Origin of the sequence: Microbacterium pumilum (assembly GCF_039530225.1) — a bacterium.
Classification (GTDB): Bacteria; Actinomycetota; Actinomycetes; order Actinomycetales; family Microbacteriaceae; genus Microbacterium; species Microbacterium pumilum.
In genome coordinates this window covers 2,450,420-2,463,706 of record NZ_BAAAOH010000001.1, presented here as the reverse complement: position 1 = coordinate 2,463,706, position 13,287 = coordinate 2,450,420, and the positions used below count along the sequence as shown (strand labels likewise).

9 protein-coding genes and 2 rRNA genes are annotated in these 13,287 nt (G+C 65.3%); all 11 read right to left on the bottom strand.

The features are described 5' to 3' along the window. Positions 1-41: 41 nt before the first annotated feature. Entirely contained in the window at positions 42-944 is a 903-nt protein-coding gene (gene xerD, locus ABD188_RS10830; protein ID WP_344061768.1) for a site-specific tyrosine recombinase XerD, read from the bottom strand. A 1-nt stretch (position 945) separates the two neighbouring features. Continuing rightward, entirely contained in the window at positions 946-1,644 is a 699-nt protein-coding gene (locus ABD188_RS10825) for an NUDIX domain-containing protein (RefSeq protein ID WP_344061765.1), read from the bottom strand. Beyond that, the gene (pyrG, locus tag ABD188_RS10820) at positions 1,637-3,331 is read right to left on the bottom strand and encodes a CTP synthase (protein WP_344061762.1); all 1,695 of its coding nucleotides are present in this window, start codon (positions 3,329-3,331) and stop codon (positions 1,637-1,639) included. The genes ABD188_RS10825 and pyrG overlap by 8 nt, the downstream gene beginning before the upstream one ends. Positions 3,332-3,395: 64 nt before the next feature. Further along, entirely contained in the window at positions 3,396-5,087 is a 1,692-nt protein-coding gene (gene recN / locus ABD188_RS10815) for a DNA repair protein RecN (RefSeq protein ID WP_344061759.1), read from the bottom strand. Beyond that, on the bottom strand, positions 5,084-6,025 hold the full coding sequence (locus tag ABD188_RS10810) for an NAD kinase (RefSeq protein ID WP_344061756.1): 942 nt from the start codon (positions 6,023-6,025) through the stop codon (positions 5,084-5,086). The genes recN and ABD188_RS10810 overlap by 4 nt, the downstream gene beginning before the upstream one ends. Continuing rightward, positions 6,022-6,822, bottom strand: a complete 801-nt coding sequence (locus tag ABD188_RS10805) for a TlyA family RNA methyltransferase (RefSeq protein ID WP_344061753.1) — start codon at positions 6,820-6,822, stop codon at positions 6,022-6,024. The genes ABD188_RS10810 and ABD188_RS10805 overlap by 4 nt, the downstream gene beginning before the upstream one ends. Beyond that, positions 6,819-6,980 carry a hypothetical protein gene (locus tag ABD188_RS10800; RefSeq protein WP_344061750.1) on the bottom strand — a complete coding sequence of 54 codons (162 nt, stop codon included), beginning with the start codon at positions 6,978-6,980 and terminating at the stop codon, positions 6,819-6,821. Before ABD188_RS10800 ends, ABD188_RS10805 begins: the two co-directional genes overlap by 4 nt. Positions 6,981-7,038: 58 nt before the next feature. Then, the gene (locus tag ABD188_RS10795) at positions 7,039-8,073 is read right to left on the bottom strand and encodes an HAD-IIA family hydrolase (RefSeq protein WP_344061748.1); all 1,035 of its coding nucleotides are present in this window, start codon (positions 8,071-8,073) and stop codon (positions 7,039-7,041) included. Next, the gene (locus ABD188_RS10790) at positions 8,073-9,485 is read right to left on the bottom strand and encodes a primosomal protein (RefSeq protein WP_344061745.1); all 1,413 of its coding nucleotides are present in this window, start codon (positions 9,483-9,485) and stop codon (positions 8,073-8,075) included. The genes ABD188_RS10795 and ABD188_RS10790 overlap by 1 nt, the downstream gene beginning before the upstream one ends. A gap of 92 nt (positions 9,486-9,577) precedes the next feature. Next, positions 9,578-9,694 (bottom strand): 5S ribosomal RNA (rrf, locus tag ABD188_RS10785). 102 nt (positions 9,695-9,796) lie between these two features. Beyond that, a 23S ribosomal RNA gene (locus ABD188_RS10780) occupies positions 9,797-12,900 on the bottom strand. Positions 12,901-13,287: the final 387 nt, after the last annotated feature.

The window sequence follows — 13,287 nt, the reverse complement described above, 5'->3', positions numbered from 1 at the left end:
TCAGCCCCCTCCGCCAGGAATCGGCGACCCTGTTTCGGATATCACCGGGCGCGCGGGTGCGAGGTCGCGTAGACGTCGCGCAGGGCGTCGACCGAGACGTGCGTGTAGATCTGCGTCGTGGCGACCGAGGCGTGACCGAGAAGCTCCTGCACGACCCGCACATCGGCACCGCCCTGCAGCAGGTGGGTGGCGAACGAGTGCCGCATGGTGTGCGGAGACACGTGCGCTGTGAGACCGGCCCGCTCCGCGGCATCCCGGATCACGAGCCACGCGCTCTGGCGCGACAACGGTGCGCCGCGCGAGCCGAGAAAAAGCCGAGGCGTGGCCCTTCCCCGACGCGACAGCTCGGGACGAGCCCGCGTCAAGTAGGCGTCGATCGCGGCGCGAGCGTACGAGCCGACGGGCACGATCCGCTCCTTCGATCCCTTGCCACGCACCCGCAGCACATCACCGTGCGCCAGATCGTCGACATCGAGCTGCACCACCTCGGACACGCGGGCCCCTGTCGCATAGAGCAGCTCGAGAAGCGCCCGGTCGCGGAGGCCCTGTGGGGAATCACGGTCGGGGGCGTCGAGCAGCCGCTCCACCTGGTCGATCGTCAACGCCTTCGGCAGCCGCTGCGCCTGCTTGGGCGGCCGGAGCCGCGTCGACGGATCGGCCGGCTCGATTCCCTCACGCGCGAGGAACCTATGCAGACCGCGCACCGACGACTGCAGTCTCGCGAGACTGGATGCCGCAACGGGCGGCTGCGCCGATGCCCGGTCCGCGGCGAACTCCGCGATCAGCTCGGGTGTGACATCGCCCGTTTCCATCACGCCGCGCCGATCGAGCCAGGCGACGTAGCCGACGAGGTCGTGTCGGTAGGCGGCAACGGTGTGGTCCGACAGGCCGCGCTCGATCGAGATGTGCCGCAGGTAGGCGTCGACCGCCCGATCGAGCCGCATGTCAGTCTCCTCTGGGGCTCCGCCCCGAACTCGCGGCTCGCTGACGCACGCTCCCCGCCGCTCCTGCGGCACGGCGCAGGCGCTCGGCCGCAGCCAGCACACCCGTCGCGAGGATGCCGTTGCGCAGGCGTCCTTCCAGGACCCCGGTGACGGCATCCTCCAACGGAATCCATTCGATGCGGATGTCGGCTTCCTCGGCCTCGCGCGCATGCGCACGGCCGACGGGCGAGAGTCCAGTGGCGAGGAAGAGGTGAACGACCTCGTCGTTGCCCCCGGGAGTCGTGAAGATGCTCACCAGGGGCCGCCAGTCGGCCGCGACGAGGTCAGCCTCTTCCATGAGCTCGCGCTGGGCGGTCTCGAGAGGCGACTCCCCCGCGATGTCGAGCAGCCCCGCAGGGATCTCCCAATCCCGATGACGGATGGGATGCCGGTACTGCTGGATGAGCAGCACCTTTCCGTCGTCATCCATCGCCACGATCGCCGAGGCACCCGGGTGATCGACGTATTGCCGCACGATCTCGCCGTCGCCGTAGCGCACGGTGTCGCTGCGGACATCCCACACCCGCCCCTGGTAGACGAGATCGCTGTCCACGACCTCTGCGTCGACGAGCTCGTCGCGGAGCGCTTCGACATGCTCAGCGACCTCTTCGACAGGCTCAGCGACCTCTTCGACAGGCTCGGGGACCACCGGGTCAGCCATTCTCGACGTCGAAGAGCTCGCTCGAACTGTGGCGCTCGATCGCGGCGCCGACGAGCCCGCGGAACAGCGGATGGGGATCCGTCGGCCGCGAGCGCAGCTCCGGGTGCGCCTGCGTGGCTATGTAGTACGGGTGGACGTCGCGCGGCAGCTCGACGTATTCGACGAGGTTGCGGTCGGGCGACAGACCCGAGAAGACGAGTCCCGCCTCGGCGATGCGGTCACGGTAGCGGTTGTTGACCTCGTAGCGGTGCCGGTGCCGCTCTTCCACGAGGCCCGAGCCGTAGAGCTCCGCGGCGAGCGAGCCCTCGGCGAGCTCCGCCGGGTACAGGCCCAGACGCATCGTGCCGCCCAGGTCTCCGTGGTCGAGGATGTCGACCTGCTCGGCCATCGTCGCGATCACCGGGAACTCGGTGTCGGGGTCGAACTCGCTCGACGACGCTCCCTCGAGCCCTGCGACGTGGCGAGCGTACTCGATCACCATGCACTGCAGGCCGAGACACAGGCCGAGAGCGGGGATGCCCTGCTCGCGCGCGAAGCGCAGCGCGCCGACCTTGCCTTCGATGCCACGGATGCCGAACCCGCCGGGCACGACGATCCCGTCGACCTCTCCCAACGCCCTGGCCGCGCCTTCCGGCGTCTCGCACGCGTCCGAGGGGATCCACCGGATCTTGACCTGGGTCTCCTGCGCGAACCCACCGGCCTTGAGCGCCTCGGTCACGGAGAGATACGCGTCGGGCAGGTCGATGTACTTGCCGACGAGGCCGATCGTCACGTCGTGCTTGGGGTTGTGGACGGCCTTGAGCACGCGCTCCCACCGCGACCAGTCGACCTCCGCGGCCTGCGAGAGCCCCAGCGTGCGCACGATGTACTCGTCGAGGCCCTGCTCGTTGAGCATCGAGGGGATGTCGTAGATGCTCGGCACGTCGACGGCGTTGACGACGGCGCCCTCGTCGACGTCGCACATCAGCGCGATCTTGCGCTTGTTCGCCTCGGTGACCGGCCGGTCACTGCGCAGCACGAGCGCGTCAGGCTGGATGCCGATGGACCGGAGTGTCGCGACGGAGTGCTGCGTCGGCTTGGTCTTCTGCTCGCCGGAGGCGCCCATGAACGGAACCAGCGACACGTGGACGAAGAACACGTTGCCACGACCGAGCTCGTGGCGAATCTGGCGCGCGGACTCGATGAACGGCTGCGATTCGATGTCACCGACGGTGCCGCCGATCTCGGTGATGATGACATCCGGTCGCGGCTCTTCGGAGGCCTGCAGCCGCATCCGCCGCTTGATCTCGTCGGTGATGTGCGGGATCACCTGCACGGTGTCGCCCAGGTACTCGCCGCGCCGCTCACGGGCGATCACCTGCGAGTAGATCTGACCCGTGGTCACGTTGGCGGCCTGACTGAGGTCGATGTCGAGGAAGCGCTCGTAGTGTCCGATGTCGAGATCGGTCTCGGCGCCGTCATCCGTCACGAAGACCTCGCCGTGCTGGAACGGGTTCATCGTGCCCGGATCGACGTTCAGATACGGGTCGAGCTTCTGCATCACGACGCGCAGACCCCGCGCGGTGAGCAGGTTGCCGAGGCTCGCGGCGGTCAGGCCCTTCCCCAACGAGGAAACGACACCCCCGGTCACGAAGATGTGTCTGGTGGTGTCGTACGAAGTTCCCGCGCCTGAAGAAGAAGTCTGCATCACGGGCTTTTATCCTATCTCACGCGCATGGGCGTATCCTGACGCACGCTCCCAGCGAGTCCGGTCAGGCAATCGAGGCGCCCAAGGTCAGCAGTTCGCGGGCGTGGGTCAGCGCCGACGCCGAGTCTGTCAATCCCGACAGCAGCCGGGCCATCTCGGCTTCGCGATCGGGACCTTCGAGGCGACGGACATCGGATGCGGTGACCGAGCCGTCGCTCGCCTTCACGACGGAGAGATGATTGTTGGCGAATGCCGCCACCTGGGCGAGGTGGGTCACGGCGATGACCTGCGAGGCCTCGGCGAGCCGCGCGAGACGGCGCCCGACCTCGATCGCAGCCGCCCCGCCGATGCCGGCGTCGACCTCGTCGAACACGAAGGTGGGGACCGGGTCGGTCGTGGCGATGACGACCTCGATCGCGAGCATCACCCGGCTGAGCTCGCCTCCGGATGCGCCTCGCGAAACGGGTCGCGGATCAGCGCCGCTGTGCGGCGACAGCAGGAAGGCGACGTCGTCGCGGCCCGACGCGGTTTCGGCGCCAGGGCTGACCGCGACGGAGAGACGTGCGTCCGGCATCGCGAGGTCGCGCAGCTCTGCCGTCACGGCCGTGCCGAGGCGCTCAGCGGCACTGGTGCGCGCGGCTGTGAGCGCTTCTGCGGCGCCGTCGAGGACGGATGCCGCAGCATCCCGTTCCCGCGTCAGGCGCTCGACACGATCCCCGTCGTCGTCGAGCTCGGCGAGCCTCGCCGAACCGGTCTCGAGGACCGCGATCGCCTCGCCGAGGCTGCCGTGCACCCGGGCGAGTGCCGTCAGCACGGCCCGGCGCTCTTCGACGGCGGCGAGCTCGTGGGGGCCGGTCTCGTCCAGGTCCGCCAGATAGCCCGCGAGCGCCGCCGCCAGGTCGGCGGTGCGGTACCCCAGGTCGGCTGCGACCGCGGCGAGGTCGGTGAGTGCCGGGTCCGACGCACGCTCGAGGACGCGTCTGGCCTCGGCGAGCAGCGAACCGGCGTCGGGGACTTCGCCGTCTCCGGACAGTGCATCATGCGCCGCCGCGGCCGCGAGGCGCAGCTCTTCGACGTTCGCGAGACGCTCGGCACGTACGGTCAGCTCCGCGTCCTCCCCCGGCTGCGGCGCGGCCTGCTCGATCTCGGCGAGCTGGCTGCGCAGCTGCTCGGCTTCGGCCGCTCGCACGTCGCGATCGGTCGTGAGATCGGTGAGTTCCCGGTCGATCACCCGCCACCGCTCATAGGCATCGCGATAGGTCGCGCGCGCCGACTGAACGTCGTCGCCGCCGAACCGATCGAGTGCGTCGCGCTGGGCCACCGCCGAACGCAGCCGCAGCTGGTCGGACTGGCCGTGCACCACCACAAGTTCGTCGGCGAGATCCGCGAGCACCCCCGCCGGGGCCGCCCGACCGCCGACGGTGGCACGGCCCCGACCCTCGCTCGACACCGATCGCCCCACGAACAGCTCGGCCGTGCCGTCGCCGAGTGGCTCGACGGTTCCCCCGGCCTCACGCACGCGATCGGCGACGGGGCCGTCCTCCGGCACGATCCACACGCCGTCGACCGACGCCTGCGCGGCACCCGAGCGCACCGCGCCCGAATCAGCGCGCTGGCCGAGCAGCATGCCGAGCCCGGTGACGACCATCGTCTTCCCGGCGCCGGTCTCACCCGTGATCGCGGTGAATCCTCGACCGATGTGCAGCGTCGCCTCGGCGATGACGCCCAGGTCTCGCAGCCGCATCTCTTCGATCACGGCTGATCCCCGGGCGCGGTCGCCGGTCCCCGCCAGCCCGTCACGGGAAGCTGGAACTTGCGCACCAGGCGATCGGTGAACGCGGCCGGATGCAGTCGCGCGAGCCGCACCGGACGCTCGGACCGCCGCACCACGACGCGTGCACCGGGCGGGAGGTCGTGCGAGCGCCGGCCGTCGCACCACAGGATGCCGCCGTCGGCCGTTCGCTGGAGAAGCTCGATCGCCACCGCATGGTCGGGCCCGACCACCAGCGGCTTCGCGAACAGCGCGTGGGCCGACAGCGGCACCACGGCGATCGCCTGCACCGTGGGCCAGATCACGGGGCCGCCCGCAGAGAAGTTGTAGGCGGTGGAACCGGTGGGGGTCGAGACGACGATGCCGTCGCACCCGAACGTCGACAGCGGTCGTCCGTCGATCTCCATGACGACCTCGAGCATGCGCTCGCGGCTCGCCTTTTCGACCGTGGCCTCGTTCAGCGCCCAGGTCTCGTACACGACCGCATCGGCGGAGTCCTTGACCCGCACCTGCAGTGCGAGGCGCTCCTCGACGTCGTAGTCGCGCGCGATGACACGTCTGACCGCGTCGTCCATGTCGTCGCGCTCGATCTCGGCGAGGAAGCCGACGTGGCCCATGTTGATGCCGAGCACCGGCGCGGTACCGTCGCGCACGAGCTCGGCAGCCCGAAGGATCGTGCCGTCGCCACCCAGCACGATGGCCAGTTCGATGTCGGCCACCGGCACTTCGCCGAGGGTGGTGACATCCGCCAGCGACGGCCGCACCGCGGCGAGCGCATCGCGGTCATCGGCGGCGAGCACCGGGCGCGCGCCTGCCGCACGCAAGGCACCGACCACACGTTCTGCGGCGACCACCGTGTCGTGACGAAGGGCGTGCGCGACCACGAGGATGCTGCGTTCGACGCGTGTCTCAGGCTGTGTCATTGGCTCCCCGCCAGTCGGTTCACGGTGCTCAACCATTCTGTCGGATTGCTCCCCCGCCCCGGCGCGAGGTGTGCGATGTACTCGCTGTTTCCGTGAGTTCCGGCTATCGGGGAGGAGACGACGCCGCACGTGCCGAGGCCTTCGTCCCACGCCGCCCACAGCACGGTGGCGACGGCATCGGCGCGGAGTGCGGCATCCGCCACCAGACCACCCTTGACCGCGGTGCGACCCACCTCGAACTGCGGTTTGACGAGCAGAATCAGGTCCGCGTCGGATGCCGCGACCGCTCGTGCGGCCGGCAGCACATGCGTGAGCGAGATGAACGAGAGGTCTCCCGTGATCACAGCCGGAGCGGCGGAGATCCCGCTGGCGTCGGCCAGGGACTCCGGAGTCATGTAGCGGACGTTGAACCCCTCGATTGAGATGACGCCGCGGTCGACGCCGACGGATGCCGCGAGCTGGCCGTGACCGACATCCACCGCGATCACGGGTTCCGCGCCGCGCTCGCGCAGCACCTGGGTGAAGCCCCCGGTCGACGCTCCCATGTCGAGCGCCACGCGCCCCGCGACATCGACTCCGAATGCGTCGAGGCCGGTGATGAGCTTGTGTGCTGCCCGGCTCACATAGTGATCGGCCCCGGCGACCTCCAGCACCGCGTGGTCCCCGACCTGCGTCGAGGCCTTCACGACGGGCCGGCCGTCGACGGTCACAAGACCGCCCGCGATCAGGGTCGCCGCGTGGGTGCGCGAACGCGCGAGGCCCCGCTCAGCCAATTCCGCGTCCAGGCGGGGTGTCATCGAGGCGCTGCGGCGCCGGCGGGCCCGGCTTCCAGACGGCGGGCGAGAGTGTCGTGTAGGGCGTCGTAGGCCTCGGCGCGGGTGGCGAGCGGCTGCGCTTCGATGATCTCGAGCTGTGACAGCAGGTCGGCGGCCTCGGCGTCGCGCGTGTCGTCCATGCCCCCAGGATACGGGTGGGGCCGCCCCGCGAGCTGAAGGCCCGCAGCACGGAATGGACTAGGGGCGATGGAACGGATCCGCGTAGAGCTCTGCGGGCACCCGGAATCCGAAGATCGCACGGCCGGTGGACCAGATCGCCGCCGCACCGGCGCGCAGCAGATCGATCGGTCGATCTCCGGTTGCGATGATCTGCACGTCTGGGCCGTCGATCCGCACGGTGGCACCACGAACGCTCGCAGCTGCGTCGTGGAGGCGCACCTCGGGATATGGCTCATGCAGCTCGCGCAGATCGCCGAGGATGAACGTCGGCTGCGACCCGGGGGGCGCCGCGAGAACATGCTTGGGTCGGTCGATCCCGGTGAGCACGAGTGCCGACGGGATCCCCGCGCGATTCGCGCCCAGGATGTCGGTGTCGAGGCGATCACCGAGGAACAGCGGATGCCGCGCCCCGAACCGTGCGACTGCCTCTTCGAAGATCGGCACCTCGGGCTTGCCTGCAACCGTCGCGAGACGACCGATCGCCGTGTGGACAGCGGAGACGAGGGTGCCGTTGCCCGGCGCGATGCCGCGCGCCTGCGGGATCGTCCAGTCGGTGTTTGTTGCGATCCAGGGGATGCCGCCCTCTTTCTCCGGAACCTTCAGAGCGTACGCGGCCTCTGCGAGCTGGAGCCACCCCACTTCGGGGGCGAATCCCTGCACGACCGCGGCCGGAAGGTCATCGGCGCTGCGCGTCACGACGAAGCCCGCCTTTGCCACCTCGCTGACCAGCCCGTCGCCGCCGACGACGAGTACGGTCGCGCCCGGCGGGATCTTCTCGACGAGAAGGCGCATGGCGGCCTGAGGACTGGTGACGACCTCGTCAGGAGCGGTCGCGAGCCCGAGCTCGCTGAGATGCGTGGCAACCGAGGCGTCCGTCCGCGACGCGTTGTTGGTGATGTACGCGAGGGTGCGGCCGGTGCGGGCCTGGTTGAGGCTCTCGACCGCATACGGCAGCGGACCGGCACCCGCGTAGACGACTCCATCCAGGTCGGCGAGGAGTACGTCGACGCCGTCCAGCGGCGCCGACTCACGTCGCCGGCCGAACAATGCCATCAATCGTCCTGCGGCTCGGCCGCGTCCGCGAGGTACTGTTCTTCGACCTCTTCGATCATGATCGTCTCGAGGTCACCGGCACCGCTGGCCGCGTCGAGAGCGTCGGCTGCGACCTCGGCGCGCCGGTGCCACTCCTCTGCCTCGGCCTCGCGACCCAGTTCCTCGAGCACCGTCGCGCGCGCGGCGAAGAGCGCCGGGCTCCATTCGAAAGCGGTATCGGGGTCGAGTTCGGGAATGTCGAGCTCGAGAAGCGCACGATCGGGCTGCCGAAGATCCAGCCGAGCGCCCGACATGGCGATCGCGAGTTCCACCCGGGCAACGGTCGGCAGATCCGTGCGGTCCACCGCGCGCCCGACCTCGAGTGCGCGATCCGGCCGACCGACGCCGCGCTCGCTGTCGACCATCAGCGCGATCTGATCGTCTCGCCCGGAGATGCGACGGTAGGTGCGCAGTTCCCGCAGCGCGAGCGCGAAATCGCCCGTCGCATAGGCCGTGATCGCAAGGGTCTCACGCACGATCGCGATGCGGCCGGCGCGGCGCGATGCCGACATCGCGTGCTGGTGCGCGAGCTCGGGGTCGATCTCGATGAGCTTCGACGCCATCGCAAGGTGGCGCGCCACCCATTCGGCGTTCTCTTTGCTCAAGGTCTTGAGCTCGTTGCGCGCGCTCTGGTTCAGATCGGCGGGAGTGATCTCGTCAGGAAGGAACGGATCGTCGTGGTGAGCACGAACGGGACGGTTCTCTTCGGGTCGCTGACCGTGGTCGGGACGATCCGCTCCGCCTCGTGCCGGACGCTCCGCACCACGACCCCCGTCGCGAGGCGGGTAGGACTTGCGGTCCCCGTCGCGAGGCGGGTAGGACTTGCGGTCCCCGTCGCGAGCGGCGTAAGGCTTCTTGCCGTCTCGTGCTGCATACGGCTTGCGCTCGCCATCACGGGGCGGGTACGACTTCCGTTCGCCATCATGCTTGGCGTAGGGCTTATGCCCGTCGCGAGCAGCGTAGGGCCTCTTCTCGCCGTCGCGAGGGGGGTAGGACTTCCGTTCGCCATCACGAGGGGGGTACGGCTTCTTGCCGTCTCGTGCTGCGTACGACTTCCGCTCACCGTCGCGCGCAGCATACGGCTGCCGTTCACCATCGCGCTTCACGGAGGGCTTGTGGTCGTCGCGCGGGGGGTAGCTCTTGCGCTCGCCATCACGAGGCGGATACGACTTCCGCTCCCCGTTGCGGGGCTTGTCGCCCTCGCGCTTGGGGTAGGGCTTGCGATCGCCGGTCCGGGGCGGATACGACTTGCGATCCCCGCCCTGCTTCTCGTGCGGCTTCTTGGCGGCACCGGATGATCGAGGGGGACGCTGATCGCTGCGCGGACGCGACTCTCGGTCGGTCCGGTCGTCACGCGACTCTTGGTCTGCCATCTCTCGATCCTTCCGGGTGCCCGGCTTCGGGACAATCATGGCCGTTAACGAGAAATGGCCACCCAGCTTTGGGTGGCCATTTCACGAAAGAAGTCCGGCGGTGTCCTACTCTCCCACAGGGTCCCCCCTGCAGTACCATCGGCGCTGTGAGGCTTAGCTTCCGGGTTCGGAATGTAACCGGGCGTTTCCCTCACGCTATGGCCGCCGAAACACTATTGATGTTTCAGTCTGCACAACAAAAGTCATTGTCATGCGGTTCTCGACCGTACATCGAGAACCACTCAGTGGACGCAAGCACCAAAAAACGGTGTGTTATCAAGTCATCGGCTTATTAGTACCAGTCAGCTGCACGTGTTGCCACGCTTCCACATCTGGCCTATCAACCCAGTAATCTGGCTGGGAGCCTCTCGCCCGAAGGCATGGAAGTCTCATCTTGAGGCCGGCTTCCCGCTTAGATGCTTTCAGCGGTTATCCATCCCGAACGTAGCTAATCAGCGGTGCTCCTGGCGGAACAACTGACACACCAGAGGTTCGTCCAACCCGGTCCTCTCGTACTAGGGTCAGATCCTCTCAAACTTCCTGCGCGCGCAGCGGATAGGGACCGAACTGTCTCACGACGTTCTAAACCCAGCTCGCGTACCGCTTTAATGGGCGAACAGCCCAACCCTTGGGACCTACTCCAGCCCCAGGATGCGACGAGCCGACATCGAGGTGCCAAACCATGCCGTCGATATGGACTCTTGGGCAAGATCAGCCTGTTATCCCCGAGGTACCTTTTATCCGTTGAGCGACAGCGCTTCCACAAGCCACTGCCGGATCACTAGTCCCGACTTTCGTCCCTGCTCGACCTGTCAGTCTCACAGTCAAGCTCCCTTGTGCACTTACACTCGCCACCTGATTGCCAACCAGGTTGAGGGAACCTTTGGGCGCCTCCGTTACTTTTTGGGAGGCAACCGCCCCAGTTAAACTACCCATCAGGCACTGTCCCTGAACCGGATTACGGTTCTAAGTTAGATATCCAGAGTGACCAGAGTGGTATTTCAACAATGACTCCACACGAACTAGCGTCCATGCTTCAAAGTCTCCCACCTATCCTACACAAGCCACACCGAACACCAATACCAAACTATAGTAAAGGTCACGGGGTCTTTCCGTCCTGCTGCGCGTAACGAGCATCTTTACTCGTAATGCAATTTCGCCGAGTTCGCGGTTGAGACAGTTGGGAAGTCGTTACGCCATTCGTGCAGGTCGGAACTTACCCGACAAGGAATTTCGCTACCTTAGGATGGTTATAGTTACCACCGCCGTTTACTGGGGCTTAAATTCTCAGCTTCGCCTTGCGGCTAACCGGTCCTCTTAACCTTCCAGCACCGGGCAGGCGTCAGTCCGTATACATCGTCTTGCGACTTGGCACGGACCTGTGTTTTTAGTAAACAGTCGCTACCCACTAGTCTCTGCGGCCTCCAAACGCTTTCGGAGCAAGTCCTAATACGTCGAAGGCCCCCCTTCTCCCGAAGTTACGGGGGCATTTTGCCGAGTTCCTTAACCACGATTCTCTCGATCTCCTTGGTATTCTCTACCTGACCACCTGAGTCGGTTTGGGGTACGGGCGGCTTGAACCTCGCGTCGATGCTTTTCTTGGCAGCATAGGATCACCCACTTTTTATCCGCATCGTGTCTCAGCCTGTATGAGTGACGGATTTGCCTATCACTCGGCCTACGCACTTGCACCAGGACAACCATCGCCTGGCTTGGGCTACCTTCCTGCGTCACACCTGTTAATACGCTAACCGCCTCAGCATAGGGTCGTGTGCTAGGCCCAGCGCGTCACCCCGAAGGGATCGGTCACTGGGATTCAGACACTTAGCATTACTGGATTGGTTTGGGCGGTTCTTCGCCGGTACGGGAATATCAACCCGTTGTCCATCGACTACGCCTGTCGGCCTCGCCTTAGGTCCCGACTTACCCAGGGAAGATTAGCTTGACCCTGGAACCCTTGGTCTTTCGGAGGACGTGTTTCTCACACGTCTTTCGCTACTCATGCCTGCATTCTCACTCGTGTGGCCTCCACGGCTGGTTCACACCGCCGCTTCGCTGGCCACACGACGCTCTCCTACCCATCAATACGGCTGGACCACGAAGGCCTACCAATAATATCAATGCCACAACTTCGGTGGCGTGCTTGAGCCCCGTTACATTGTCGGCGCGGAATCACTTGACCAGTGAGCTATTACGCACTCTTTCAAGGGTGGCTGCTTCTAAGCCAACCTCCTGGTTGTCTAAGCAACTCCACATCCTTTCCCACTTAGCACGCGCTTAGGGACCTTAGTTGGTGGTCTGGGTTGTTTCCCTCTCGACTATGAAGCTTATCCCCCACAGTCTCACTGCTGCGCTCTCACTTACCGGCATTCGGAGTTTGGCTGACGTCAGTAAGCTTTTGGGCCCCATCGGCCATCCAGTAGCTCTACCTCCGGCAAGAAACACGCAACGCTGCACCTAAATGCATTTCGGAGAGAACCAGCTATCACGAAGTTTGATTGGCCTTTCACCCCTATCCACAGCTCATCCCCTCAGTTTTCAACCTAAGTGGGTTCGGTCCTCCACGACGTCTTACCGTCGCTTCAACCTGGCCATGGATAGATCACTTCGCTTCGGGTCTAGGACATGCGACTGAATCGCCCTATTCAGACTCGCTTTCGCTACGGCTACCCCACTCGGGTTAACCTCGCCACATATCGCTAACTCGCAGGCTCATTCTTCAAAAGGCACGCTGTCACCCCTACTAAGGAGGCTCCAACGGTTTGTAAGCAAACGGTTTCAGGTACTATTTCACTCCCCTCCCGGGGTACTTTTCACCTTTCCCTCACGGTACTTGTCCGCTATCGGTCATCTGGGAGTATTTAGGCTTATCAGGTGGTCCTGACAGATTCACACGGGATTTCTCGGGCCCCGTGCTACTTGGGATACTCTTCGCGTCAAGGGAGGCATTTCGACTACGGGGTTGGCACCCTCTATGACCGGCCTTTCAATGCCGTTCGTCTATACCTTCTTGTAACGCCGGCTGCTCGGCAGAGCAGCCTGAAAAGTCCCACAACCCCGAATACGCAACTCCTGCCGGATATCACACGTACTCGGTTTAGCCTGTTCCGGTTTCGCTCGCCACTACTAACGGAATCGCGGTTGCTTTCTCTTCCTGTGGGTACTGAGATGTTTCACTTCCCCACGTTCCCTCTACCCGCCCTATATATTCAGGCGGGAGTCACTGGGTCGGCATGCCGCCCAGCGGGGTTTCCCCATTCGGAAATCCTCGGATCAAGGTGTGCTTATCCACTCCCCGAGGCTTATCGCAGATTGCTACGTCCTTCTTCGGCTCCAGATGCCAAGGCATCCACCGTTTGCTCTTAAAGACTTGAAATCACATGAGTTTTATCAAAGAATCGGTTTGGACCGAAGTCCAACTCGAAATTGACTAATGATCTTTAAGATCATCAATATGAGCTGATCGAAGATCAGCTCAAAAGATGCTCGCGTCCACTGTGTAGTTCTCAAAGTACGGGCGGTACCCTCCCCGCTGCCGGCTTCGCCGGCATCAGAAAAGGTCCTGAGTTTCGTCTGCTCCGACCCTAAGGCCAAGGCATCCGGTCCCTCAGGACCCAACAGTGTGCAGTGCGAGGCGTTCGAACTCCCATCGTTCCGGCCGCAAGCGGCGTACTGGATGAGGGATCGCTGCCCCCGCACCTTGTCAAATGTTCCACCCATGAGCTGACCAGTCGAGAACGTGTGTCTCGAGTCTGGCTCTGGA

Coding starts and splice junctions, on each gene's coding strand:
- xerD (WP_344061768.1), bottom strand. CDS start 944: ATGCGGCTCGATCGGGCGGTCGACGCCTACCTGCGGCACATCTCGATC.
- ABD188_RS10825 (WP_344061765.1), bottom strand. CDS start 1,644: ATGGCTGACCCGGTGGTCCCCGAGCCTGTCGAAGAGGTCGCTGAGCCT.
- pyrG (WP_344061762.1), bottom strand. CDS start 3,331: ATGCAGACTTCTTCTTCAGGCGCGGGAACTTCGTACGACACCACCAGA.
- ABD188_RS10810 (WP_344061756.1), bottom strand. CDS start 6,025: ATGACACAGCCTGAGACACGCGTCGAACGCAGCATCCTCGTGGTCGCG.
- ABD188_RS10805 (WP_344061753.1), bottom strand. CDS start 6,822: ATGACACCCCGCCTGGACGCGGAATTGGCTGAGCGGGGCCTCGCGCGT.
- ABD188_RS10800 (WP_344061750.1), bottom strand. CDS start 6,980: ATGGACGACACGCGCGACGCCGAGGCCGCCGACCTGCTGTCACAGCTC.
- ABD188_RS10795 (WP_344061748.1), bottom strand. CDS start 8,073: ATGGCATTGTTCGGCCGGCGACGTGAGTCGGCGCCGCTGGACGGCGTC.
- ABD188_RS10790 (WP_344061745.1), bottom strand. CDS start 9,485: ATGGCAGACCAAGAGTCGCGTGACGACCGGACCGACCGAGAGTCGCGT.